We start from the raw sequence: 23,956 nt of genomic DNA, 5'->3' as shown, positions 1-23,956 counted from the left end.
CGATCAATGCTCGAACATGGCGGAAATCGATTCTTCGTTGCTGATACGGCGAATCGCTTCGGCCAGCATACCTGACAGGGTCAAGGTACGCACGTTCGGCAGCGCTTTGATTTCGTCGGTCAGCGGAATGGTGTCGCAGACAACGACTTCGTCAATGACGGAGTTGCGCAGGTTGTTTGCCGCATTGCCTGAGAAGATCGGGTGCGTCGCGTAAGCAAACACGCGTTTAGCGCCACGTTCTTTCAATGCTTCTGCTGCTTTGCACAGAGTACCGCCGGTATCGATCATATCGTCAACCAGCACGCAGTCACGGCCAGCGACGTCGCCGATGATGTGCATCACCTGAGAAACGTTCGCACGCGGACGACGTTTATCAATGATAGCCATATCGGTATCGTTCAGCAGCTTAGCGATAGCGCGGGCACGAACCACGCCGCCGATATCCGGGGAAACCACGATCGGGTTATCCAGATTCAGTTGCAGCATATCTTCGAGCAGGATTGGGCTACCGAACACGTTATCAACCGGAACGTCAAAGAAGCCCTGGATCTGTTCAGCATGCAGGTCTACGGTGAGAACGCGGTCAACGCCGACGCTGGACAGGAAGTCAGCGACAACTTTTGCGGTAATCGGCACACGGGCGGAACGTACGCGACGGTCCTGACGTGCATAGCCAAAGTAGGGGATAACGGCGGTGATACGACCTGCGGAAGCACGACGCAGGGCATCAACCATAACGACCAATTCCATCAGGTTGTCGTTGGTTGGGGCACAAGTGGACTGGATGATGAAAATATCACCACCGCGTACATTTTCGTTGATTTGTACGCTGACTTCGCCGTCGCTAAAGCGACCTACGGCGGCGTCGCCGAGAGAAGTGTACAGGCGGTTGGCAATACGTTGTGCTAGTTCCGGGGTGGCGTTACCAGCAAAAAGCTTCATATCAGGCACGAGAAGAACCTCAGGCATGCGTCCATTGGTGGAAAAGATTTGCCGAAAACTGTGCGGGCCAGGCAAAATCCTATCCAGGCGGTGTATTAAAGAGCGCGATGCAACGTCTGGAACAAGGTGACGTTGTCACCGAAGCTCAGCTTGCCCGGCTTACTCATCTTCATTCACGTTTCATGTGCGCTGGCATCGATGCCTCACACCAGTCAAATACGGCGTATATGACTGGCGACTCGTCATTTCGCCATCTTCCTGAAACCCGAATGCTTTAAAGTAACTCTCGATGCAATGGGGAGAGGTTGACACCCTTCGCCACAAAAGCATTGAGCCATTCCGGGGCTTGCTCAAGCACCTGGCGAGCACAAGACTCTGTATCGAATTCAGCAAAGACACAGGCCCCTGTCCCAGTCAGGCGCGACGGCGCGTATTCTAACAGCCAGGAAAGCGCCGCATCAACCTCGCGAAAACGTTTTCTTGCGATAACCTCGCAATCATTGCCGAATTCACATTTTAGTAACGTATCTATTGACCTTTTTGGCGTATTACGCGGCAATTGAGGATCTTTAAAGATAACCGGCGTCGGAATGCTGACGCCAGGGTGCGCGACCAGATACCATTTTTCCGGTGGATTCACCGGCGTTAATATTTCGCCTACGCCTTCGGCAAAGGCGGCGTGGCCACGAACAAAGACCGGGACGTCGGCGCCGATCGTCAGGCCGAGCGTCGCCAGTTCATCAATGGAAAGCCCGCATTGCCAAAGATGATTGAGCGCCACCAGAACGGTCGCGGCGTTAGACGAACCGCCGCCCAGACCGCCGCCCATCGGCAAACGCTTCTCAATGCTGATATCCGCACCGCTTCCGGCGGGCAGGCGTCCACTCTCCGAGGCGGTTTTCATCAACAGCCGTGCGGCGCGGACGATCAGGTTGTCTTCATGTTCAACGCCGTTAACCGGAGTTAATAAATGGATTTCGCCATCGTGACGCGGTTCGATGTGTAGTGTGTCGCCATAATCCAGAAACTGAAACAGCGTCTGCAGCGTGTGGTAGCCGTCCGCACGCTGTCCGGTGATATATAAAAACAGATTTAATTTTGCCGGAGAAGGCCAGTGGGTCATCATTTCACAATCCAGTTATCCATTTTCAGCTTAATGCGCTGACTGCCGTCTGAAAGCTCCATATTGGCAGGCATGGCAGGCTGCGTTTTGCTGTCATAGCCACCGTACACCACTTTCCAGTTTTTACCGTCCTGGCGGTAGTTCACTTCGCTCAGGCGATACTGATCGTCCAGTTTATAGTCGGTGGCATCGCCAGGCAGACCGAGAATCCACTGCCGCAGGCTGTTTAACGGAATCGGCATCCCGGTGAGTTTGCCGATCATCTCTTCGGCGTCATCGGCTGTATAGCGCTGACCTTTGTTATCCACCAACTGGACGTTCCCCGGCTGGGCGTTAAGCTCCAGCTCGGTGCTGCCCAGCGGGTTGGTGAGCAGCAGACGGTAACGATCCTGTCCGGTCTGTTGCCAGAAGAAACGCGCATAGACTTTCTGATCATCAGAGATGTAAGCAAAGGCGCCGCGCGTCTGGTATTGATTCAGATGGCGCACCTCTTGCTGATGCTGGCGCCACTGAGGGGAATCCGGGCTCTTACCCGGGCCTTTATGCACAGGAAGCGTACAGGCGGTGAGAACCAGGCTTGCTAACGGCAGTAGACGAATCAGGCGAAAATCGGGCAGGGTCATAGTGATGACGAATCCTTGTGATACGGTGCAATAATTACCTGATGGCGTTACGCTTATCAGGCCTGAAAACTGAACCTGCAGGCTGTAAAAACGTTCGCGCCGCGATTCGGCAAATTTTTGCTATCGGTTACAGTTATAGCCTTTAATGCTAGCGCCGCCTGGTAACATCGTCTACTTTCAAGTTGTCTTAAATCATCAAATTAGCGAGCGCTGCCAATTACTCCAAAAGGGGGCTCTCTCTTTTATTGACCACGCGCATCCTGTATGATGCAAGCAGACTAACCATATCAACGCTGGTACTACTCCCGCAGACATGACCCTTTTAGCGCTCGGTATTAACCATAAAACGGCACCTGTATCGCTGCGAGAACGCGTAACGTTTTCGCCGGACACGCTTGATCAGGCGCTGGACAGTCTGCTTGCGCAGCCAATGGTGCAGGGCGGGGTCGTGCTGTCAACCTGTAACCGTACAGAGCTGTATCTGAGCGTGGAAGAGCAGGATAACCTGCAAGAAGCGCTGATCCGCTGGTTATGCGATTACCATAACCTGAACGAAGACGATCTGCGCAACAGTCTGTACTGGCATCAGGACAATGACGCCGTCAGCCACCTGATGCGCGTCGCCAGCGGTCTGGATTCACTGGTGCTGGGCGAACCGCAAATCCTCGGTCAGGTGAAAAAAGCGTTTGCGGATTCGCAAAAAGGCCACCTTAACGCCAGCGCGCTGGAGCGAATGTTCCAGAAGTCTTTTTCCGTCGCCAAGCGAGTGCGGACTGAAACTGATATCGGCGCCAGCGCCGTCTCCGTCGCGTTTGCCGCCTGTACGCTCGCCCGCCAAATCTTTGAATCGCTCTCGACGGTCACTGTACTGTTAGTTGGCGCGGGCGAAACTATTGAACTGGTGGCGCGTCACCTGCGCGAGCATAAAGTACAAAAGATGATTATCGCCAACCGAACCCGCGAGCGCGCGCAAGCCCTGGCGGATGAGGTAGGCGCCGAGGTTATCTCGCTCAGCGATATCGACGCCCGTTTGCAGGATGCCGATATTATCATCAGCTCGACCGCCAGTCCGCTGCCGATTATCGGCAAAGGCATGGTGGAGCGCGCATTAAAAAGCCGTCGTAACCAGCCGATGCTGCTGGTGGATATCGCCGTACCGCGCGACGTTGAGCCGGAAGTCGGCAAACTGGCGAACGCTTATCTTTATAGCGTCGATGATTTACAGAGCATCATTTCGCATAATCTGGCGCAGCGTCAGGCTGCGGCGGTAGAAGCGGAAACGATTGTTGAGCAGGAAGCCAGCGAGTTTATGGCCTGGCTACGTGCCCAGGGGGCCAGCGAGACCATTCGGGAATACCGTAGTCAGTCGGAGCAGATTCGTGACGAACTGACTACCAAAGCGCTGTCAGCCCTTCAACAGGGCGGCGATGCGCAAGCCATCTTGCAGGATCTGGCATGGAAACTGACCAACCGCCTGATTCATGCGCCAACGAAATCACTTCAACAGGCTGCCCGTGACGGGGATGACGAACGCCTGAATATTCTGCGCGACAGCCTCGGGCTGGAGTAGCAGTACACACCACACTTTTTTACAGGGTGAATTTACGCCTATGAAGCCTTCTATCGTTGCCAAACTGGAAGCCCTGCACGAACGCCATGAGGAAGTTCAGGCGTTGCTGGGCGATGCGGGAATTATCGCCGACCAGGACCGCTTTCGCGCATTGTCGCGTGAATATGCGCAATTAAGCGACGTTTCTCGCTGTTTTACGGACTGGCAACAGGTTCAGGACGATATCGAGACGGCTCAGATGATGCTCGACGATCCTGAAATGCGAGAAATGGCGCAGGAAGAACTGCGCGAAGCGAAAGAAAAAAGCGAACAACTGGAGCAACAGTTACAGGTACTGCTGCTGCCGAAAGATCCGGACGATGAACGAAACGCGTTCCTTGAGGTTCGCGCCGGCACCGGCGGCGATGAAGCCGCGCTGTTTGCCGGCGATCTGTTCCGCATGTACAGCCGTTATGCCGAAGCGCGCCGCTGGCGTGTGGAGATCATGAGCATGAGCGAAGGCGAGCATGGCGGTTATAAAGAGATCATCGCCAAAATCAGCGGCGACGGTGTGTATGGCCGACTGAAATTTGAGTCTGGCGGACACCGCGTACAGCGTGTTCCGGCGACCGAGTCGCAGGGGCGTATCCATACCTCCGCCTGTACCGTCGCCGTGATGCCGGAGCTACCGGAAGCCGAGCTGCCGGATATAAACCCGGCGGATCTGCGCATTGATACGTTTCGTTCTTCCGGCGCGGGCGGTCAGCACGTCAACACCACCGACTCCGCTATCCGTATTACCCACTTGCCGACCGGGATTGTCGTGGAATGCCAGGACGAGCGTTCGCAGCATAAAAACAAAGCGAAAGCGCTCTCGGTGCTCGGGGCGCGTATTCACGCCGCCGAAACGGCAAAACGCCAGCAGGCCGAAGCGTCAACGCGCCGCAACCTGCTCGGCAGCGGCGATCGCAGCGATCGTAACCGGACCTATAACTTCCCGCAGGGACGCGTGACCGATCATCGTATTAATCTGACGTTATATCGCCTTGATGAAACGATGGAAGGTAAGCTGGATATGCTGATTGAGCCGATTGTTCAGGAACACCAGGCAGATCTGTTAGCCGCGTTGTCCGAGCAGGAATAATGGATTTTCAGCACTGGCTGCGTGAGGCGGTAAACCAGCTCCGGGATAGCGACAGCCCGCGGCGTGACGCCGAGATCCTGCTTGAGTACGTTACGGGCAAGGGGCGGACGTATATCATGGCCTTTGGCGAAACGCCGCTTACCGATGTCCAGCAACAACAGCTCGCGGATCTGCTGCAGCGGCGTAAACAGGGCGAACCGATTGCGTACCTGACGGGCTTACGCGAATTCTGGTCGCTGCCGTTCTTCGTTTCTCCTGCCACGCTAATCCCGCGCCCGGATACCGAATGTCTGGTTGAACAGGCGCTGGCGCGATTGCCGGTAAAAAACTGTCGTATTCTGGATTTAGGCACTGGAACCGGCGCGATTGCGCTGGCGCTGGCCAGCGAGCGACCGGATTGCGAGGTGACTGCGGTCGATCGTATGCCTGATGCGGTCGCGCTGGCGGTACGTAACGCGAAACATTTGGCTATCCGGAATGTGCGTATACTGCAAAGTTGTTGGTTCAGCGCGCTATCGGGGCAGCAGTTCGATATGATTGTCAGTAATCCACCCTACATTGACGCGCAGGACCCGCATCTTAGCGAAGGCGATGTACGCTTTGAACCGCTCTCGGCGTTGGTGGCGGATGAAAACGGTATGGCGGATCTTACGCATATTATCGACCACGCCCGCCAGATGTTAACGCCCGGCGGCTGCCTGCTGCTGGAACACGGTTGGCAGCAAGGCGAAGCGGTAAGAGCGGTTTTCAGGCGGTCTGGTTACACGGATGTGGAAACGTGTCGTGATTATGGTGGTAATGAACGCGTGACCTGCGGACGTTTTACGCTATGACAATTGCGATGTTGCTCACGTTTCACCTTATCTGCGTTGCGCTCTCCGTCAGTTTGTTTGTCGCCCGTTACTGGTGGCGCTATTGCGGTCACGCGTTGGCCGCCGCGCGCTGGACGCGAATCGCGCCTCCCGTCATAGATACCCTGTTACTGCTTAGCGGCATCGGGTTAATCGCTAAAACGCACATCCTGCCATTCACGGAGTCGGGCTCATGGCTGACTGAAAAACTGTTTGGCGTTATCATCTACATCGTTTTGGGTTTTATTGCGCTTGATTATCGTCAGGCGCGCAGCCAGCAGGCGCGTTTCATCGCTTTCCCGCTGGCGCTGGTGGTGCTGTACATCATCATTAAACTCGCCACCACAAAAATACCGTTACTGGGGTAAGTCATGAGGTCGTTAGCTGATTTCGAATTTAACAATGCGCCGCTGTGTGATGGCATGATCCTGGCATCAGAGAGGATTCGCCTGGATTTTCCTACGCAGTTTGTCTACGACGAACTGGAACGTCTGGTCAGTCTGGCGCAGGAAGAAATTAGCCAGCTCCTGTCTCAGGATGAGCAACTGGAAAAATTGCTGGCACTTTTTTACGGCGAGTGGGGGTTCACGGACTCCCGCGGCGTCTACCGTCTTTCTGATGCTTTATGGCTCGATAAAGTCCTGAAAAACCGCCAGGGTAGCGCGGTATCGTTGGGCGCTATTTTATTATGGATAGCAAACCGTCTTGATTTGCCGTTGGTGCCCGTTATCTTCCCGACGCAGTTGATTTTGCGTATTGAATCGCTGGAAGGGGAAATGTGGCTGATTAACCCGTTCAACGGTGAAACGCTTGATGAACATACTCTGGAAGTCTGGTTAAAAGGCAATATTAGTCCGGTCGCCGAGTTGTTTAACGAAGATTTGGACGAGGCCGATAACGCTGAAGTGATCCGTAAGCTACTGGATACACTGAAATCCTCTCTGATGGAGGAACGGCAAATGGAGCTGGCGCTGCGCGTTAGCGAAGCGTTGTTGCAATTTAACCCGGAAGATCCTTACGAAATCCGTGACCGCGGGTTGATTTACGCGCAGCTTGAGTGTGAACACGTTGCGCTGACTGATTTAAGCTACTTCGTTGAGCAGTGTCCGGAAGACCCGATCAGCGAAATGATTCGTGCGCAGATCAACACCATTGCGCACAAGCAAATTGTTCTGCATTAATTAACCGACATTTTACCTATAAGTGTAAGGCGATCCTATGAAACAAAAAGTGGTTAACATTGGCGACATTAAGGTGGCAAATGACCTGCCGTTTGTGCTGTTTGGCGGTATGAACGTGCTGGAGTCACGCGATCTGGCAATGCGCATTTGTGAGCACTACGTGACCGTTACCCAGAAGCTGGGTATCCCTTACGTGTTCAAGGCCTCTTTTGATAAAGCCAACCGTTCCTCTATTCACTCTTACCGTGGGCCGGGTCTGGAAGAAGGGATGAAGATTTTCCAGGAACTCAAGCAGACATTTGGCGTAAAAGTGATCACTGACGTCCATGAGGCCAGCCAGGCGCAGCCTGTGGCTGATGTGGTTGACGTGATTCAGCTCCCGGCGTTTCTGGCGCGCCAGACCGACCTGGTGGAAGCGATGGCGAAAACCGGCGCTGTGATTAACGTGAAAAAGCCGCAGTTCGTAAGCCCAGGTCAGATGGGCAATATCGTGGATAAGTTCCATGAGGGCGGTAACGATAAGGTGATTCTGTGCGACCGCGGCGCGAACTTTGGTTATGACAACCTGGTTGTGGATATGCTGGGTTTTGGCGTGATGAAGAAAGTCTCCGGCAACAGTCCGGTAATTTTTGATGTTACCCATGCGCTGCAATGCCGCGATCCGTTTGGCGCCGCCTCGGGTGGTCGTCGTGGTCAGGTGACCGAGCTGGCGCGTGCCGGTATGGCTGTCGGTCTGGCGGGGCTGTTTCTGGAATCGCATCCGGACCCGGCTAACGCGAAGTGCGACGGTCCTTCCGCGCTGCCGCTGGCGAAACTGGAGCAGTTCCTGACCCAGATAAAAGCGATTGATGATTTGGTGAAAAGCTTCGACGAGCTGGATACCGAGAACTGATTGCGGTTTTTTGCTTGTGTAGGCCGGATAAGACGCTATCCGGCTTTTTTATCTCAGGCAAAAATCGTCATCAGATAGGCGGCAAACAAAGCCAGATGCGCTGCGCCGTTTAGCACGTTGGTGCGTCCGGTAGAGAACGATATATGGCACAGCACTAACGAGGCCACCATCACTACCATTTCCGGCGCGCCTAAACCAAACACCAGATCATTACCTGTCGCCCAGGCGATAAGCGTGACGACCGGCACGGTTAATGAAATCGTCGCCAACACCGATCCGAAGAACAGATTCATTGCCCGCTGAACCTGATTATTCAGTACCGCCTTCAACGCGCCCAGTCCTTCCGGCGAGAGAATTAACAGCGCGACCAGGAAGCCGGTAAAGGCGACCGGGGCGTTCATGCTGGTCAGCAGCGCCTCCAGCGGGCTGGCATTCATTTTGGTAACGGCAATGACCGCAATTAAATGAATGAGTAACCAGACAGTATGCCAGCTGCTACTGTGCGCTGAGGGTTTACCGTGGTGTGGATTGCCATCATCGCCTTCATCTTCATGTTCATAGATAAATAAGCTCTGGTGCGTTTTGGTTTGAATCAACAAAAATACGCCGTACATCGCGGCGGAAATTAACGCGACCAATAATGCCTGACCGGTAGAGAAATTGGCTTGCGGCAATGCCATTGGAAAAACCAGCACAATAATCGCCAGCGGAAACAGCGCGATAAGATACTGCTTAATCCCGAATAAATTCATATATTGCGTTGCGAATTTACGCCCGCCCAACAACAACGAGAAACCGACCAGTCCGCCGGTGACAATCATAATAATAGAGTAGAGCGTATCGCGCATAAGCGTTGGCGCAGCATCGCCGGTGGCCATCAGCGCTGAAATTAAACTTACCTCAAGAATAACGACGGACAGGCTTAAAATAAGCGATCCGAAGGGTTCGCCGAGTCGGTGCGCTAATACATCCGCATGGCGGACCACGCTAAATGCACTGCTTAAAATACCAATAAGTGCAAGGATATTGATGCCAATAACCACTGGTAGTGACTGGCTGCTTCCCCAAAGGAACAGCACTACCAGCGCAAGAACCGGGAAAATAAGCGAAGTCTCCTTATGGCGGGTTTTCACCGCCTCACAGGCATGTGTCATTAGGGTCTCCCTTGTGCAGGTGTTAATATTTTTGGAAATAGTAAAGAAGGTAAAAATAGCAGAACTTTGTATTTTTTCAGTGGTTTTTTACGTAATTTTACGGCATAGACTATCTTTTTCTTTCAAAACCCTAAAAAAAAGCATCTTGTTTTAACCGTATTTAAATAACAAAAAGTTAATTTCCGTAAAAAGCAAAAATATCCCTCGACTGGCGTGATAACGCATTGTTTACCACACTTAATGTTTTCCCTGAAGACGGAGGCGCTGATGCCGTATAAAGCCAAAAGTGATTTACCCGATAATGTGCGGAATGTTCTCCCAGCCCATGCCCAGGAAATTTACAAAGAAGCGTTTAATAGCGCCTGGGAGCAATATAAAGATAAAGCCGATCGTCGTGATGACGCCAGCCGGGAAGAAACCGCACACAAAGTCGCCTGGGCGGCGGTTAAAAACGATTATGAAAAAGGCGAGGATGATAAATGGCATAAGAAAAAATAAATGCTGCATTACTCACGTGTTAGCCTGATTTTCTTACTGAAATTCCGTTACCCGCGCGGTGCTTAACACCAGACGGCTTGCAACCTGGCGGTGAATTGCCTATGGTCCAGCAGGTGGTTGCAAAATAAGCAGCAAAAGCGCCCGAAAGGCGTCAGAAAATGTCGTGCAGGAAAGCGGGCAGTGGCGGAGATGTAAGGTGTTAACGCGTGATTTTTTAGTCAATGCCGATTGTAAAACGGCATTTGGCGCGATTGAAGAATCGTTGCACTGGTCGCGAACGTTAAAGCGTTGCCTGGCGTGAAGGAAGAGCAGGGGATAGCGAGTTTATCCTGACGCGGGAGGTTTTCCCGCGTACGGATTTAAAATGTCAGCACTTTGTCCGCAGCCAGCGTCCATTGCGCCAGCTCGACCAGCGTTCCGATTTCCACACCGTCAATCAGCGGCAGGGGGGTGATACCACGCCCATCCGCACAGGTTTTGCATAATTTTACCGGCACGTTTTGTGCGGTCAGAATTTCCAGCATTTGCTGAATATTATAGCCTTCGGCTGGTTTTTGACCGCGTAACCCTGCGGTTACGGCATCTGACATCAAAAACAGACGTAAATCGAGATGGCTTTCCTGCTCGCGCAGCGCAATGGCCAGACGCAGGCTATTAAATAATGATTCGCTGCCGTAGGCGGCGCCGTTAGCGATAATGACGATATTTTGCATGGGTAACCCTCCTCCTGGAGAAATTTTGTCGGCAATGGCGTTATGTTACCTCGGGAACCGAGTGCCGCCAAATGCGTGGATAAAATCCCGGGACGCCCTGCGGAAGAAATAAGGATATTCCTGGAAGCACGAGAAAAGGCTGCAAAACCTGTCTCGACACGTTATGGTTTACTCTGATGCCATTCCTCTCATTTTTTGTTGTAGAAGTTGCCGACACGTTGAGCCGTATTGTTTTTCGTTCATTCTCACTCTCCCTTCTCTTGCTGGCTGTCAGCGGTACGATCTGTGCGCAGGCGCAAGACCCTTTCGATCAAAACCGTCTGCCGGATTTAGGCATGACGCCGGAATCCCACGAAGGGGAAAAGCATTTTGCCGAGATGGCCAAAGCGTTTGGCGAAGCCAGCATGAAAAATAACGCTCTGGATACCGGTGAACAGGCGCGGCAATTTGCTTTCGGACAGGTGCGTGATGTGGTCAGCGAGCAGGTTAACCAGCAGCTTGAAAGCTGGCTGTCGGCCTGGGGCAGCGCCAGCGTTGATGTTAACGTCGATAACGAAGGTCATTTTAATGGCAGTCGCGGAAGCTGGTTTATCCCTTTACAGGATAAACAGCGTTATTTGACCTGGAGCCAGCTTGGTCTTACGCAACAGACTGACGGACTGGTAAGCAACATTGGCGTGGGGCAGCGCTGGGCGCAGGATGGCTGGTTTCTTGGCTATAACACCTTTTACGATAATCTGCTGGATGAAAACCTGCAGCGCGCCGGCTTTGGCGCGGAGGCGTGGGGAGAATATTTGCGTTTATCCGCCAACTATTATCAGCCTTTTGCCGACTGGCAGACGCATACGGCGACCTTAGAACAACGAATGGCGCGCGGGTATGATATCAACGCGCAAATGCGGCTGCCGTTTTACCAGCATATCAATACCAGCGTTAGCCTGGAGCAGTACTTTGGCGATAGCGTGGATCTGTTTGACTCCGGTACGGGGTATCACAATCCTGTCGCGTTAAAACTGGGTCTCAACTATACGCCAGTACCTTTGCTTACCGTGACCGCCCAGCACAAACAGGGCGAGAGCGGGGTCAGCCAGAATAACCTGGGACTGACGCTTAACTACCGCTTCGGCGTGTCGCTCAAAAAGCAGCTTGCCGCCAGTGAAGTGGCGCAAAGCCAGTCATTACGCGGTAGCCGCTATGATACGCCGCAACGTAACTCGCTGCCGACAATGGAGTATCGACAGCGTAAAACGTTAACGGTTTTTCTGGCGACGCCGCCCTGGGATCTTACGTCTGGCGAGACGGTGGCGTTAAAATTACAGGTGCGCAGCGTGCACGGCATTCGCCATTTGAACTGGCAGGGCGATACACAGGCATTAAGTTTGACGGCGGGAGCGGACACCGGCAGTACCGAGGGCTGGACAATCATTATGCCGGCCTGGGATCACCGCGAAGGCGCGGCAAATCGCTGGCGTTTATCGGTGGTTGTTGAAGATGAAAAAGGTCAGCGTGTCTCTTCCAATGAGATCACGCTCGCGCTGACTGAACCGTTTATCACGATGCCGGACGATAATCCGCATTGGCAACAGTTCCGGGAGCAATAATTAAAAGATGCGTTCCTGATGCACCCAGACGGCGGCTTCCACGCGCGACTTCAGCTTCATTTTCTTGAGCATATGTTTCACGTGCACTTTGACCGTACTTTCGGTGATATCCAGACGCCGGGCAATCATCTTATTCGGCAAGCCCTGCGCGATGAGCTTCAGAATATCGCGCTCACGCGGGGTGAGTTGCGTCACATCGCGATCGGTGGTGGCGCGGTTGGCCCGCAGGCTGGCCGCCAGTACCGGCGTTAACGCTTCACTTAATACCATTTCTCCGGCGGCGGCCTGTTGTAACGCTTTGAGCAAGTCCTCCGGCTCCATGTCTTTCAACAGATAACCGTCTGCGCCACGCTTTAGCGCCGTGACGACATCTTCTTCATGGTTGGATACGCTGAAAACGACAATACGCCCTGACAGCGCTTTTTCGCGTAATTTATCCAGCGTTTCGAGACCATTCATTCCCGGCATATTCAAATCAAGGAGGATAAGGTCGGGATCGAGCGATTCCGCCAGGTCAATACCCTGCTCACCGTTGCTGGCTTCTCCGACCACGCTGATATCGGGCGCCATACTCACAAGCTGCTTTACACCCGTGCGTAGCATCGGATGGTCGTCGATTAACAGGATGGTTGCCGGTTCCTGATTATTCATGGGTATCTCCCTGGGTTTCTGTGAAGTTTGTTTCTGGAATAAAAGTAACAGTGATCTCTGTTCCGCCAGTCTCACGTCGACGTACCTGGCAATCGCCGCGCAGGCTTTGCGCCCGATCGCGCATGATGATCATGCCGTAGTGATTACTGCGTTCAGCGTTTTCCGGGACGCCGCAGCCATTATCCTGCACTTTTAGTTTGACCTGTTTGTCACATTGCGTCACTGTCACCACCACATCGTCGGCATGAGAGTGTTTAAGGGCGTTGCTGAGGGCTTCCCTGGCAATTTGCAGCAGGTGTATCGCCTGGTGTGACGGCACCAGACGGGGGGGAAGCTGATAATCCAGTTTTACCGTAAAGCCAAACCGGGCGCTGAACTCCTGGCAGCTTGCCTCCAGCGCCGGACGTAGCCCGGGTTCCGTCAACTGTAACCGGAAAGTGGTTAACAGTTCGCGCAGTTGCGCCCAGGAGCAGTTCAGCTCGTTGCGAATTTGGCTGAGTAACTCACGGCTGCTTTCCGGTAACGCGTCGCCCTGCATTTGAAGGCAGCTTACCTGCATCTTCATACATGAGAGCGACTGGGCAATAGAATCATGCAGTTCGCGGGCAATGGTGGCACGCTCTTCCATGACAATCAACTGCTGCTGGCGCTCCTGATGCCTGTCGAGTGCCAGAGTCGCGGTAAGCTGTTCAACCAACGTATCCACCAGTTGCTGCTGATCGTGGTTGAGATGGCGTCCATAGGGCAGCGTCGCCAGCAAAATACCGTATTGGGTGTGAGAGTCGGTGAGCCGCCATTTTAAGGTTGTGCCGCCATTTATCATCGGCAGGGCGCTACGTGGGCAAAGATGGCAGCCTTTATCATCGCAACTGATGTCCGACTGACAGGTAAATTCCTGGTGATTATCTTCATCTTCCAGGTCATAGACTCGCAGTTCAATATCATGCAACTGGGTTAAATTTTGCAGGCCATTCAGTACCGGTGAAAGACGTTCACATAGCGGAGCCTGTGAATGCAGCCGGCGGTTGGCTTGCCACAAAAACGAGAGAATCAGATTTTTTTGTTCCAGACCGGCTGTTTTTTCCTGTACGCGCTGTTCCAGTACCGCATAGCTTTCGGCCAGTTCTTCAGACATATTATTAAGCGCTGAACCCAGCGCTGCCATTTCATTGCGTCCACTGATATTGGCACGTTGGGTAAAATCGCGCTGACTGACGGCGCGCGCCATCGATAACAACTGTTTCCACGGCTGCAAAAGGCGAACACGTAGCCAGATAATCGTAAATACCAGCAATAGCGCCATAAAGATCGCCATGACCCGGTGAACTAACACCACGCGTTCGATACGCAATTCAGTAGTATGGTCAAAGGACGTCACCAGGCGATCCAGGCCCGCTACAAAGCGCGTGACATCATCTGCGACCACGTACGCGTTTTGCGCGTGCTGTAGCCCTGGCGAAAGTTCGTTATGCCAGTAATCCTGCAACGCTTTAAGCTGCTCCTGCTGCCCGTCTCGCTCAGCGGCGCGGGTTAGTTCAGGGCTGAATGCTGTCTGTTCCATCTCATCCAGCAGCTTTTGATCTTTAGCATCCAGCGGGACGGCGGCCAGTAGTCGATAGCTTTGCATACGCAATGAACCCGCTTTGTTAATCGCATGAGCGCTACCCTGTACGCCCTGAACCAGCCAGCCGGAAACCGCCATCCCCGCCACGCCGATAGCGGTAGAGAGCATGACAATAAGCGCCAGTTGGTTGACCAGCGTAAGAGGAGAGAAACAACGTTTAAACATGTCACCTTCTTTCTTCGGGGTAGTGTCGCCGAAAAACTCTGGCAAACAAGAGGGGCGTCAATCGGCTGTGCCGCTATTCTCAACGATATAGCGGAGTATACCCATACCTATAACGAGTTACTCCTTAATTGCCGCCGTAGAGAGGTATCTACGACGGGAAGGAGTAGATAGACACAGTATGGTGAAAAACCACAGCTTTTTTGCCGATAAAGCCTACTCATTAAGGGTAATAACTATTTTTAGCCGTCCGTGACGACGACTTTTCCTTTGATTTATATCAACTTACCTTCGGCAGTAAACCCTAATGTGGCAGACATCAAATCAAGAATCAGAGGTGTCTATGAGTCACTCATCCGCCCCGGAAAGGGCAACTGGCGCTGTTATCACGGAATGGCGTCCGGAAGATCCGGCGTTCTGGCAGCAGCGCGGCCATCGTGTCGCCAGCCGTAATCTGTGGATTTCTGTCCCGTGTTTACTGCTGGCGTTTTGTGTCTGGATGCTATTCAGCGCAGTGGCGGTGAACCTGCCGAAAGTGGGATTTAATTTTACGACCGATCAGCTCTTTATGCTGACTGCGCTGCCATCTGTTTCCGGCGCGCTGCTACGTGTGCCTTACTCCTTTATGGTTCCGCTATTTGGCGGACGTCGTTGGACAGCGTTCAGTACCGGTATCCTCATTGTGCCTTGCGTATGGTTAGGCTTTGCCGTTCAGGATACCAGTACGCCATTTAGCACTTTCATCATTATTTCCTTGCTGTGCGGTTTTGCCGGCGCGAACTTTGCCTCCAGTATGGCGAACATCAGCTTTTTCTTTCCTAAACAAAAGCAGGGCGGTGCGCTGGGTCTGAACGGCGGTCTGGGTAATATGGGCGTGAGCGTGATGCAGTTGGTTGCGCCGCTGGTGGTTTCGCTCTCTATCTTTGCCGCCTTTGGCAGCCAGGGTGTAGAGCAGCCGGACGGTTCTCAGCTCTATCTGGCGAACGCGGCCTGGATTTGGGTGCCTTTCCTGGCCATTTTTACGCTGGCTGCGTGGTTCGGCATGAACGAACTGGCGACGTCTAAGGCCTCGCTAAAAGAGCAACTGCCGGTGCTCAAACGTGGTCATCTGTGGATCATGAGCCTGCTGTATCTGGCGACCTTCGGATCGTTTATCGGTTTCTCCGCGGGGTTCGCTATGCTGTCTAAAACGCAATTTCCGGATGTGCAGATCCTGCATTACGCGTTTTTCGGTCCGTTTATCGGCGCGCTGGCGCGTTCGGCAGGCGGCGCAATTTCTGACCGTCTGGGTGGGACTCGTGTCACGCTTATCAACTTTGTCCTGATGGCGATTTTCAGCGGTCTGCTGTTCCTGACATTACCTACTGGCGGCGTTGGCGGCAGCTTTATTGCATTCTACGGGGTGTTCCTGGCGCTGTTCCTGACGGCGGGACTGGGGAGTGGTTCTACCTTCCAGATGATCTCCGTTATCTTCCGTAAGCTGACGATGGATAGGGTAAAAGCGGAAGGCGGTTCGGAAGAAAGAGCCATGCGTGAAGCGGCGACCGATACGGCGGCGGCGCTGGGCTTTATTTCCGCGATTGGCGCGATTGGCGGCTTTTTTATTCCGAAAGCGTTTGGTTCATCTTTAGCATTAACCGGTTCGCCGGTCGGTGCGATGAAAGTCTTTCTAGTTTTCTATATCGCCTGCGTCGTTATTACCTGGGCGGTATATGGACGTCATTCTAAAAATAAAAAGTAACATTTGATTATCCTTTGCGCGGCGTTAGACCGCGCTTTTTTTTGTCCGCATTTAGTTACAACATACTTATCGCAAAAAAAAGCGGTGCGGCGTATCTGACCATGTGCATCTCTACCGTCCATCCAGGGGGATACCCCTTAATACCCACTGGTTGAAAATTTAACATTCGTGTCGTGCGTAAATTTAATTTTATGTATTTAAATCAGTAAGATATATAAATAAAACTCCTCCTCCAAAAGGAGTATGCAGAAGGTTTGCGCGCCATTTGCATCCCTGTCCGCCTTGATCGTTATCAATTCTCACGCCCATTCAGCGCGTTACCTTCGCCCTTAGTTAAGCAATGTCGATTTATCAGAGAGCCGTAAGGTTCCACACAGGAGAAACCCGATGAGTAAATTCCTGGACCGGTTTCGCTACTTCAAGCAGAAGGGCGAAACCTTTGCCGATGGGCACGGCCAGCTTCTCGAAACAAACCGGGACTGGGAGGACGGATACCGCCAACGTTGGCAGCATGACAAAATTGTGCGCTCAACCCACGGGGTGAACTGCACCGGTTCTTGTAGCTGGAAAATTTATGTCAAAAATGGTCTGGTGACCTGGGAAACACAGCAAACCGATTACCCGCGTACCCGTCCTGATATGCCAAACCATGAACCTCGCGGCTGTCCGCGCGGCGCAAGCTATTCCTGGTATCTCTACAGCGCTAACCGACTGAAATATCCGCTGATGCGCAAACGTCTGATGAAGATGTGGCGCGAGGCGAAAAAACTGCATCGCGATCCGGTAGAGGCATGGGCCTCTATCATTGAAGATGCGGATAAAGCAAAAAGTTTCAAACAGGCGCGTGGTCGTGGTGGCTTTGTCCGCTCTTCATGGCAGGAGGTTAACGAACTGATCGCCGCTTCCAACGTGTACACCGTGAAAACCTACGGCCCTGACCGGGTGGCTGGCTTCTCACCCATCCCGGCGATGTCGATGGTCTCCTACGCTTCCGGCGCACGTTATCTTTCGCTGATTGGCGGTACCTGCCTGAGCTTCTACGACTGGTACTGCGACCTGCCGCCAGCCTCCCCGCAAACCTGGGGCGAGCAGACTGACGTGCCAGAATCCGCCGACTGGTACAACTCCAGCTATATTATCGCCTGGGGCTCTAACGTGCCGCAAACCCGTACACCGGACGCCCACTTCTTTACCGAAGTACGTTACAAAGGCACCAAAACCGTCGCGGTGACGCCGGACTATGCCGAAATCGCCAAACTGTGCGATTTGTGGCTGGCGCCGAAGCAGGGGACCGATGCGGCGATGGCGCTGGCGATGGGTCACGTCATGTTGCGCGAATTCCATCTGGACAACCCACGCCAGTATTTCACCGATTATGTCCGTCGCTATACCGACATGCCAATGCTGGTGATGCTTGAAGAACGTGATGGTTATTATGCCGCAGGCCGTATGCTGCGCGCTGCCGATCTCGTTGATTCGCTGGGGCAGGAAAATAACCCGGAATGGAAAACCGTCGCCATTAGTAGCAATGGCGAGATGGTGGTGCCGAACGGTTCCATCGGCTTCCGCTGGGGCGAAAAAGGCAAATGGAATCTCGAACAGCGCGACGGGACTACTGGCGCAGAAGCAGAATTGCAGCTTAGCTTGCTGGGCAGTCAGGATGAGATTGCTGACGTGGGCTTCCCGTATTTCGGCGGCGAGGGTTCAGAGTACTTTAATCATGTGGCGCTGGATAACGTACTGCTGCATAAACTGCCGGCGAAACGTCTGCAACTGGCCGATGGTTCTTCAGCGTTAGTCACCACCGTGTATGACCTGACTATGGCGAACTATGGTCTGGAACGCGGCCTGAACGATGAAAATTGTGCCGCCAGTTATGACGATACCAAAGCGTATACGCCAGCATGGGCCGAGCAGATCACCGGCGTGCCGCGGGCGCAGATTATCCGTATCGCACGGGAATTCGCCGATAACGCGGACAAAACGCACGGGCGTTCAATGATTATCGTTGGTGCCGGTCTGAACCACTGGTATCACCTCGATATGAACTATCGCGGGCTGATCAATATGTTGGTGTTCTGTGGTTGCGTTGGCCAGAGCGGTGGCGGTTGGGCGCACTACGTCGGCCAGGAAAAACTGCGTCCTCAGACCGGCTGGCAGCCGCTGGCGTTTGCCCTTGACTGGCAGCGTCCGGCGCGTCACATGAACAGCACCTCTTACTTCTATAACCACTCCAGCCAGTGGCGCTACGAGACGGTGACCGCCGAGGAATTACTGTCGCCGATGGCGGACAAATCCCGCTATAGCGGTCATCTGATTGACTTCAATGTGCGCGCCGAACGTATGGGTTGGTTGCCGTCGGCGCCGCAGTTAGGCACCAACCCGCTGTACATTGCGCGAGAAGCGGAAAAAGCCGGCATGACGCCGGTGGATTATACCGTCAAATCACTGAAAGACGGTTCGATTCGCTTTGCCGCCGAGCAGCCGGAAAACGGCAAAAACCATCCGCGCAACCTGTTTATCTGGCGTTCTAATCTGCTTGGGTCTTCCGGTAAGGGCCACGAGTACATGCTGAAATACCTGCTGGGTACTGAGCATGGTATTCAGGGACTTGATCTGGGCAAACAGGGCGGCGTGAAGCCGGAAGAAGTGGAGTGGGTTGATAACGGCCTTGACGGCAAACTGGATCTGGTGGTGACTCTGGACTTCCGTCTCTCCAGTACTTGCCTGTATTCCGATATCGTACTGCCGACCGCCACCTGGTATGAAAAAGACGATATGAATACCTCGGATATGCATCCGTTTATTCATCCGCTGTCTGCTGCCGTAGATCCGGCCTGGGAATCGAAAAGCGACTGGGATATTTACAAAGGTATTGCGAAGAAATTCTCTGAAGTCTGTGTGGGTCATCTGGGTAAAGAGACTGACGTCGTGACGCTGCCGATCCAGCACGATTCTGCCGCTGAACTGGCGCAGCCGCTGGACGTGAAAGACTGGAAAAAAGGCGAATGCGATCTGATCCCAGGGAAAACCGCGCCGCACATCATGACCGTCGAGCGCGATTACCCGGCGACTTACGAACGTTTTACCTCTATCGGCCCGCTGATGGAGAAAATCGGCAACGGCGGGAAAGGGATTGCCTGGAACACTCAGAGCGAAATGGACCTGCTGCGCAAGCTCAATTACACCAAAGCGGATGGTCCGGCGAAAGGCCAGCCGATGCTCAACACGGCGATTGACGCGGCAGAGATGATCCTGACGTTAGCGCCGGAAACCAACGGTCAGGTGGCGGTGAAAGCCTGGGCGGCGCTGAGCGAGTTTACTGGTCGCGACCATACGCATCTGGTAACCAATAAAGAAGAAGAGAAAATCCGCTTCCGCGATATTCAGGCCCAGCCGCGCAAAATTATCTCCAGTCCGACCTGGTCTGGTCTGGAAGACGAGCACGTTTCCTATAACGCCGGTTATACCAACGTTCACGAGCTGATCCCGTGGCGTACGCTGTCTGGTCGCCAGCAGTTGTATCAGGATCACCAGTGGATGCGCGACTTCGGCGAAAGTTTGCTGGTGTATCGTCCACCGATCGACACCCGCTCGGTGAAAGCGGTGATGGGCCGTAAATCCAACGGCAACCCGGAGAAGGCGCTCAACTTCCTGACGCCGCACCAGAAATGGGGTATCCACTCGACCTACAGCGATAACCTGTTGATGCTGACCTTGTCGCGTGGCGGCCCGATAGTCTGGATGAGCGAAACCGACGCTAAAGATCTGGGTATTGAAGATAACGACTGGATTGAAGTGTTTAACAGCAACGGCGCATTGACCGCACGCGCAGTGGTCAGCCAGCGCGTACCGGCGGGCATGACCATGATGTACCACGCGCAAGAACGTATCGTAAACCTGCCGGGGTCGGAAATTACCCAGCAGCGCGGCGGCATTCATAACTCGGTGACGCGCATTACGCCGAAACCGACCCATATGATCGGCGGCTATGCGCAGTTAGCCTACGGTTTTAACTACTACGGCACCGTCGGTTCTAACCGCGATGAGTTTGTGGTGGTACGTAAGATGAAGAACATTAACTGGTTGGATGGCGAAGGCAATGACCAGGTACAGGAGAGCGTAAAATGAAAATTCGTTCACAAGTCGGCATGGTGCTGAATCTCGATAAGTGCATCGGCTGTCATACCTGTTCAGTCACCTGTAAAAACGTCTGGACCAGTCGCGAAGGTATGGAATATGCGTGGTTCAACAACGTAGAAAGTAAACCGGGCGTTGGTTTTCCAAATGACTGGGAAAACCAGGAAAAATGGAAAGGCGGCTGGATCCGCAAAATCAACGGCAAACTACAGCCGCGCATGGGCAACCGGGCGCTGCTGCTGGGTAAAATCTTCGCTAACCCACATTTGCCGGGCATCGACGACTACTACGAACCGTTTGATTACGACTACCAGAACCTGCATACCGCGCCGGAAAGCAAACATCAGCCGATCGCCCGTCCACGCTCGTTGATTACCGGCCAGCGGATGGACAAAATTACCAGTGGGCCAAACTGGGAAGAGATTCTGGGCGGCGAGTTTGAAAAACGCGCCAAAGATCAGAATTTCGAAAATATGCAGAAGGCGATGTACGGCCAGTTCGAAAATACCTTCATGATGTATCTGCCGCGCCTGTGCGAGCACTGCCTCAACCCGGCGTGCGTGGCGACCTGCCCGAGCGGTGCGATTTATAAGCGTGAAGAAGACGGCATCGTACTGATCGACCAGGACAAGTGCCGCGGCTGGCGGATGTGTATCACCGGTTGCCCGTACAAGAAGATCTACTTCAACTGGAAGAGCGGCAAGTCCGAGAAGTGCATTTTCTGCTATCCGCGTATCGAAGCCGGTCAGCCGACGGTTTGCTCGGAAACCTGCGTGGGGCGTATCCGCTACCTCGGCGTATTACTGTATGACGCGGATGCTATTGAAAGCGCCGCCAGTACGGAAAACGAAAAAGATCTGTACCAGCGTCAACTGGACGTGTTCCTCGACCCTAACGATCCGGCAGTGATTGAGCAGGCGCTGAAAGACGGCGTGCCGCAGAGTGTGATTGACGCCGCGCAGCAGTCGCCGGTGTACAAAATGGCGATGGACTGGAAACTGGCGCTGCCTCTGCATCCGGAATACCGCACGCTGCCGATGGTCTGGTACGTGCCGCCTCTGTCGCCGATTCAGTCAGCGGCTGACGCGGGTGAACTGGGCAGCAATGGCATTTTGCCGGACGTGGATAGCCTGCGTATTCCGGTGCAGTACCTGGCAAATCTGCTGACCGCAGGCGATACCCAGCCGGTACTGTTGGCACTGAAACGGATGCTGGCGATGCGCCACTACAAACGTGCGGAAACCGTGGACGGTAAAGTGGATACGCGTGCGCTGGAAGAGGTGGGTTTAAGCGAAGCCCAGGCACAGGAGATGTATCGTTACCTGGCGATTGCCAACTACGAAGATCGCTTCGTGGTGCCGAGCAGCCACCGCGAACTGGCGCGTGACGCGTTCCCGGAAAAAAGCGGTTGCGGCTTCACCTTCGGTGACGGTTGCCACGGGTCTGACAGCAAATTCAACCTGTTCAACAGTCGCCGCATTGACGCTGTTGATGTGACCAGCAAAACGGAGCCGCACGCATGATTGAACTCGTCATTGTTTCGCGTCTACTCGAATATCCGGATGCTGCCCTGTGGCAGCATCAGCAGGAACTGTTCGATGCGCTCGCCTCATCTGAACATCTGGATAAAGAAGATGTCCGGACGTTGGTCGTTTTTCTGCGCGATTTAACCGCGCAGGAGATACTGGATGCTCAGGCAAGCTATAGCGAGTTGTTCGATCGTGGTCGTGCAACCTCATTGCTGTTGTTTGAGCATGTACATGGTGAATCTCGCGATCGCGGTCAGGCGATGGTCGATCTGATGGCCCAGTATGAGCAGCACGGCTTACAACTCGACAGCCGCGAGTTACCGGACCATCTGCCATTGTATCTGGAGTATCTGGCGCAGTTACCAAAAAACGAAGCGCTCGGTGGTCTGCAGGATATCGCGCCTATTCTGGCGTTGCTCAGTGCCCGCTTGCAGCAGCGTGAAAGCCGGTATGCGGTATTGTTCGACCTGTTATTAAAGCTGGCCAATACGACGATCGACAGCAACAAAGTCGCCGAAAAAATTGCCGATGAAGTTCGTGATGATACCCCACAGGCGCTGGATGCGGTCTGGGAAGAAGAGCAGGTGAAATTCTTTGCCGATCGGGGCTGCAATGAGTCTGAAATTGCCGCCCATCAGCGTCGTTTTGCCGGTGCCGTGGCACCGCAATATCTAAATATCACCACCGGAGGACAGCACTAATGCACTTCCTGAATATGTTCTTCTTTGACATCTACCCGTACATTGCTGGATCGGTATTCCTGATCGGTAGCTGGTTACGTTACGACTACGGCCAGTACACCTGGCGGGCGGCTTCCAGCCAGATGCTGGATCGCAAGGGGATGAACCTGGCGTCAAACCTGTTCCACATTGGGATTCTGGGTATTTTCGCCGGTCACTTCCTGGGAATGTTAACGCCGCACTGGATGTATGAATCTTTTCTGCCGGTCGACGTGAAGCAGAAGATGGCGATGATTGCCGGCGGCGCTTGCGGCGTGCTGACGCTGGTTGGCGGTATTTTACTGCTCAAGCGTCGTCTGTTCAGCCCACGAGTTCGCGCCACCACTACCGGCGCAGATATTCTGATTCTCTCGCTGTTGGTGATTCAGTGCGCGCTGGGGCTATTAACCATTCCATTCTCAGCGCAGCATATGGACGGTAGCGAGATGATGAAACTGGTCGGCTGGGCGCAGTCCGTAGTGACATTCCACGGCGGGGCGTCTGAACATCTTGACGGCGTGGCATTTATCTTCCGTCTGCATCTGGTGCTGGGGATGACCTTATTCCTGCTGTTCCCGTTCTCGCGTCTGGTACATATCTGGAGCGTGCCGGTTGAGTACCTGACCCGTAAATATCAGCTTGTTCGCGCACGTCACTGATTCCCTTTAACAGGATACTAAACCCTACTTCGGTAGGGTTTTTTTACGCCTGGTTGCTGGATGGCGGTTACGCCTTATCCAGCCTACAGGGAAGCAGGGTTATAGTTTGATGGCGCGATCAGGCGTAGCCGCCATCGGCAATGAGTTCAGGCAATATAATCCAGGTGGGGGATGAAGAAATATGATGTCGTGTGCTTAACGGGGATAACATACGCGACGGAAGTGATGGTGGTGGGGGAAGGATTATTCGTCGCTCCGCTCCTCACCCTTCGGGTCGTTGCCTGCGGCAACGCTTTCTCGCTGCGCTCGAATCGAACCTTAGTCGAAGCTTCTTCCTTCCCCGTACGGAGAGATATGAGGCAGTGTGCTTAATGGGGATAATATACGCGACGGAAGTGATGGTGGTGGGGGAAGGATTATTCGTCGCTCCGCTCCTCACCCTTCGGGTCGTTGCCTGCGG

At 53.7% G+C, this 23,956-nt stretch carries 21 protein-coding genes, 2 other RNA genes and 1 pseudogene; 15 read left to right on the top strand and 9 right to left on the bottom strand.

Annotation, left to right across the window (positions count from 1 at the left end; translation table 11 throughout):
- Positions 1 to 3: 3 nt before the first annotated feature.
- The gene (prs, locus tag F4V72_RS16860) at positions 4 to 951 is read right to left on the bottom strand and encodes a ribose-phosphate diphosphokinase (protein ID WP_001518537.1); all 948 of its coding nucleotides are present in this window, start codon (positions 949 to 951) and stop codon (positions 4 to 6) included.
- A gap of 98 nt (positions 952 to 1,049) precedes the next feature.
- Here prs and F4V72_RS24155 point away from each other — a divergent pair, with 98 nt between their 5' ends.
- Entirely contained in the window at positions 1,050 to 1,220 is a 171-nt protein-coding gene (locus tag F4V72_RS24155; protein WP_154707545.1) for a hypothetical protein, read from the top strand.
- On the opposite strand, the gene ispE is transcribed toward F4V72_RS24155, so the two are convergent.
- Positions 1,217 to 2,068 carry a 4-(cytidine 5'-diphospho)-2-C-methyl-D-erythritol kinase gene (gene ispE, locus F4V72_RS16855; protein ID WP_136058302.1) on the bottom strand — a complete coding sequence of 284 codons (852 nt, stop codon included), beginning with the start codon at positions 2,066 to 2,068 and terminating at the stop codon, positions 1,217 to 1,219. The two genes, F4V72_RS24155 and ispE, sit on opposite strands and share 4 nt — an antisense overlap.
- On the bottom strand, positions 2,065 to 2,688 hold the full coding sequence (gene lolB / locus F4V72_RS16850; protein ID WP_000174489.1) for a lipoprotein insertase outer membrane protein LolB: 624 nt from the start codon (positions 2,686 to 2,688) through the stop codon (positions 2,065 to 2,067). The genes ispE and lolB overlap by 4 nt, the downstream gene beginning before the upstream one ends.
- Before the next feature lie 313 nt (positions 2,689 to 3,001).
- On the opposite strand from lolB, the gene hemA reads away from it, so the two are divergent.
- From hemA to kdsA, 6 genes are read left to right on the top strand one after another with little or no spacing between them, the layout of a single operon-like run.
- Positions 3,002 to 4,258, top strand: coding sequence for a glutamyl-tRNA reductase (gene hemA / locus F4V72_RS16845; RefSeq protein ID WP_000173208.1), 1,257 nt, complete (start codon positions 3,002 to 3,004; stop codon positions 4,256 to 4,258).
- A 40-nt stretch (positions 4,259 to 4,298) separates the two neighbouring features.
- Entirely contained in the window at positions 4,299 to 5,381 is a 1,083-nt protein-coding gene (prfA, locus tag F4V72_RS16840; RefSeq protein WP_000804703.1) for a peptide chain release factor 1, read from the top strand.
- The gene (gene prmC, locus F4V72_RS16835) at positions 5,381 to 6,214 is read left to right on the top strand and encodes a peptide chain release factor N(5)-glutamine methyltransferase (RefSeq protein ID WP_023247653.1); all 834 of its coding nucleotides are present in this window, start codon (positions 5,381 to 5,383) and stop codon (positions 6,212 to 6,214) included. The genes prfA and prmC overlap by 1 nt, the downstream gene beginning before the upstream one ends.
- Positions 6,211 to 6,600 (top strand): invasion regulator SirB2, encoded by a 390-nt coding sequence (sirB2, locus tag F4V72_RS16830; protein ID WP_053528993.1) that lies wholly within the window; start codon positions 6,211 to 6,213, stop codon positions 6,598 to 6,600. The genes prmC and sirB2 overlap by 4 nt, the downstream gene beginning before the upstream one ends.
- Before the next feature lie 3 nt (positions 6,601 to 6,603).
- Positions 6,604 to 7,413 (top strand): invasion regulator SirB1, encoded by an 810-nt coding sequence (sirB1, locus tag F4V72_RS16825; RefSeq protein WP_023185552.1) that lies wholly within the window; start codon positions 6,604 to 6,606, stop codon positions 7,411 to 7,413.
- Positions 7,414 to 7,450: 37 nt separating this feature from the next.
- The gene (gene kdsA, locus F4V72_RS16820) at positions 7,451 to 8,305 is read left to right on the top strand and encodes a 3-deoxy-8-phosphooctulonate synthase (protein WP_000811044.1); all 855 of its coding nucleotides are present in this window, start codon (positions 7,451 to 7,453) and stop codon (positions 8,303 to 8,305) included.
- 53 nt (positions 8,306 to 8,358) lie between these two features.
- On the opposite strand, the gene chaA is transcribed toward kdsA, so the two are convergent.
- Positions 8,359 to 9,459: a sodium-potassium/proton antiporter ChaA gene (gene chaA, locus F4V72_RS16815; RefSeq protein ID WP_053528995.1), complete on the bottom strand. Its 1,101-nt coding sequence runs from the start codon at positions 9,457 to 9,459 to the stop codon at positions 8,359 to 8,361.
- Between the two features lie 267 nt (positions 9,460 to 9,726).
- Between chaA and chaB the strand changes: the two genes are divergently transcribed.
- Together chaB and F4V72_RS16805 are read left to right on the top strand one after the other, a co-directional pair.
- Positions 9,727 to 9,957, top strand: a complete 231-nt coding sequence (gene chaB, locus F4V72_RS16810) for a putative cation transport regulator ChaB (RefSeq protein WP_023176685.1) — start codon at positions 9,727 to 9,729, stop codon at positions 9,955 to 9,957.
- A 196-nt stretch (positions 9,958 to 10,153) separates the two neighbouring features.
- Positions 10,154 to 10,231 (top strand): annotated as a pseudogene (locus F4V72_RS16805) (gamma-glutamylcyclotransferase); the annotation flags it as partial.
- Between the two features lie 85 nt (positions 10,232 to 10,316).
- On the opposite strand, the gene F4V72_RS16800 reads toward F4V72_RS16805, so the two are convergent.
- The gene (locus tag F4V72_RS16800; protein ID WP_001179794.1) at positions 10,317 to 10,670 is read right to left on the bottom strand and encodes a DsrE/DsrF/TusD sulfur relay family protein; all 354 of its coding nucleotides are present in this window, start codon (positions 10,668 to 10,670) and stop codon (positions 10,317 to 10,319) included.
- Positions 10,671 to 10,846: 176 nt separating this feature from the next.
- Here F4V72_RS16800 and F4V72_RS16795 point away from each other — a divergent pair, with 176 nt between their 5' ends.
- On the top strand, positions 10,847 to 12,271 hold the full coding sequence (locus tag F4V72_RS16795) for a YchO/YchP family invasin (protein ID WP_070789043.1): 1,425 nt from the start codon (positions 10,847 to 10,849) through the stop codon (positions 12,269 to 12,271).
- Here F4V72_RS16795 and narL read toward each other — a convergent pair whose 3' ends face one another.
- Together narL and narX are read right to left on the bottom strand one after the other, a co-directional pair.
- Positions 12,272 to 12,922: a two-component system response regulator NarL gene (gene narL / locus F4V72_RS16790; protein WP_001064598.1), complete on the bottom strand. Its 651-nt coding sequence runs from the start codon at positions 12,920 to 12,922 to the stop codon at positions 12,272 to 12,274.
- Positions 12,915 to 14,711, bottom strand: a complete 1,797-nt coding sequence (narX, locus tag F4V72_RS16785; protein WP_023247648.1) for a nitrate/nitrite two-component system sensor histidine kinase NarX — start codon at positions 14,709 to 14,711, stop codon at positions 12,915 to 12,917. Before narX ends, narL begins: the two co-directional genes overlap by 8 nt.
- 340 nt (positions 14,712 to 15,051) lie before the next feature.
- Between narX and narK the strand changes: the two genes are divergently transcribed.
- The 5 genes from narK to narI all read left to right on the top strand — a co-directional run bounded on the left by narK (position 15,052) and on the right by narI (position 23,496).
- A complete protein-coding gene (narK, locus tag F4V72_RS16780; RefSeq protein ID WP_023247647.1) occupies positions 15,052 to 16,449 on the top strand; it encodes a nitrate transporter NarK in 1,398 nt (465 codons plus the stop codon).
- Between the two features lie 387 nt (positions 16,450 to 16,836).
- Positions 16,837 to 20,580 carry a nitrate reductase subunit alpha gene (locus F4V72_RS16775; RefSeq protein ID WP_150342479.1) on the top strand — a complete coding sequence of 1,248 codons (3,744 nt, stop codon included), beginning with the start codon at positions 16,837 to 16,839 and terminating at the stop codon, positions 20,578 to 20,580.
- A complete protein-coding gene (gene narH / locus F4V72_RS16770) occupies positions 20,577 to 22,112 on the top strand; it encodes a nitrate reductase subunit beta (RefSeq protein ID WP_023247645.1) in 1,536 nt (511 codons plus the stop codon). The genes F4V72_RS16775 and narH overlap by 4 nt, the downstream gene beginning before the upstream one ends.
- Positions 22,109 to 22,819: a nitrate reductase molybdenum cofactor assembly chaperone gene (narJ, locus tag F4V72_RS16765; RefSeq protein ID WP_023247644.1), complete on the top strand. Its 711-nt coding sequence runs from the start codon at positions 22,109 to 22,111 to the stop codon at positions 22,817 to 22,819. Before narH ends, narJ begins: the two co-directional genes overlap by 4 nt.
- The gene (gene narI / locus F4V72_RS16760; RefSeq protein ID WP_023178830.1) at positions 22,819 to 23,496 is read left to right on the top strand and encodes a respiratory nitrate reductase subunit gamma; all 678 of its coding nucleotides are present in this window, start codon (positions 22,819 to 22,821) and stop codon (positions 23,494 to 23,496) included. The genes narJ and narI overlap by 1 nt, the downstream gene beginning before the upstream one ends.
- Before the next feature lie 226 nt (positions 23,497 to 23,722).
- Here narI and F4V72_RS16755 read toward each other — a convergent pair.
- Positions 23,723 to 23,851, bottom strand: a non-coding RNA gene (locus F4V72_RS16755) — RtT sRNA.
- Between the two features lie 44 nt (positions 23,852 to 23,895).
- A non-coding RNA gene (locus tag F4V72_RS16750) (RtT sRNA) lies at positions 23,896 to 23,956 on the bottom strand; the annotation flags it as partial.

Origin of the sequence: Salmonella enterica subsp. diarizonae, from assembly GCF_008692785.1 — a bacterium.
In the GTDB taxonomy this organism is placed as follows: Bacteria; Pseudomonadota; Gammaproteobacteria; order Enterobacterales; family Enterobacteriaceae; genus Salmonella; species Salmonella diarizonae.
This window is presented reverse-complemented; position numbering and strand designations above follow the sequence as displayed.

What these genes read in the sequence shown, in the direction of transcription:
- F4V72_RS24155 (WP_154707545.1), top strand. Translation starts at nt 1,050, where the DNA reads ATGCAACGTCTGGAACAAGGTGACGTTGTCACCGAAGCTCAGCTTGCC.
- ispE (WP_136058302.1), bottom strand. Translation starts at nt 2,068, where the DNA reads ATGATGACCCACTGGCCTTCTCCGGCAAAATTAAATCTGTTTTTATAT.
- lolB (WP_000174489.1), bottom strand. Translation starts at nt 2,688, where the DNA reads ATGACCCTGCCCGATTTTCGCCTGATTCGTCTACTGCCGTTAGCAAGC.
- hemA (WP_000173208.1), top strand. Translation starts at nt 3,002, where the DNA reads ATGACCCTTTTAGCGCTCGGTATTAACCATAAAACGGCACCTGTATCG.
- prfA (WP_000804703.1), top strand. Translation starts at nt 4,299, where the DNA reads ATGAAGCCTTCTATCGTTGCCAAACTGGAAGCCCTGCACGAACGCCAT.
- prmC (WP_023247653.1), top strand. Translation starts at nt 5,381, where the DNA reads ATGGATTTTCAGCACTGGCTGCGTGAGGCGGTAAACCAGCTCCGGGAT.
- sirB2 (WP_053528993.1), top strand. Translation starts at nt 6,211, where the DNA reads ATGACAATTGCGATGTTGCTCACGTTTCACCTTATCTGCGTTGCGCTC.
- sirB1 (WP_023185552.1), top strand. Translation starts at nt 6,604, where the DNA reads ATGAGGTCGTTAGCTGATTTCGAATTTAACAATGCGCCGCTGTGTGAT.
- kdsA (WP_000811044.1), top strand. Translation starts at nt 7,451, where the DNA reads ATGAAACAAAAAGTGGTTAACATTGGCGACATTAAGGTGGCAAATGAC.
- chaA (WP_053528995.1), bottom strand. Translation starts at nt 9,459, where the DNA reads ATGACACATGCCTGTGAGGCGGTGAAAACCCGCCATAAGGAGACTTCG.
- chaB (WP_023176685.1), top strand. Translation starts at nt 9,727, where the DNA reads ATGCCGTATAAAGCCAAAAGTGATTTACCCGATAATGTGCGGAATGTT.
- F4V72_RS16800 (WP_001179794.1), bottom strand. Translation starts at nt 10,670, where the DNA reads ATGCAAAATATCGTCATTATCGCTAACGGCGCCGCCTACGGCAGCGAA.
- F4V72_RS16795 (WP_070789043.1), top strand. Translation starts at nt 10,847, where the DNA reads ATGCCATTCCTCTCATTTTTTGTTGTAGAAGTTGCCGACACGTTGAGC.
- narL (WP_001064598.1), bottom strand. Translation starts at nt 12,922, where the DNA reads ATGAATAATCAGGAACCGGCAACCATCCTGTTAATCGACGACCATCCG.
- narX (WP_023247648.1), bottom strand. Translation starts at nt 14,711, where the DNA reads ATGTTTAAACGTTGTTTCTCTCCTCTTACGCTGGTCAACCAACTGGCG.
- narK (WP_023247647.1), top strand. Translation starts at nt 15,052, where the DNA reads ATGAGTCACTCATCCGCCCCGGAAAGGGCAACTGGCGCTGTTATCACG.
- F4V72_RS16775 (WP_150342479.1), top strand. Translation starts at nt 16,837, where the DNA reads ATGAGTAAATTCCTGGACCGGTTTCGCTACTTCAAGCAGAAGGGCGAA.
- narH (WP_023247645.1), top strand. Translation starts at nt 20,577, where the DNA reads ATGAAAATTCGTTCACAAGTCGGCATGGTGCTGAATCTCGATAAGTGC.
- narJ (WP_023247644.1), top strand. Translation starts at nt 22,109, where the DNA reads ATGATTGAACTCGTCATTGTTTCGCGTCTACTCGAATATCCGGATGCT.
- narI (WP_023178830.1), top strand. Translation starts at nt 22,819, where the DNA reads ATGCACTTCCTGAATATGTTCTTCTTTGACATCTACCCGTACATTGCT.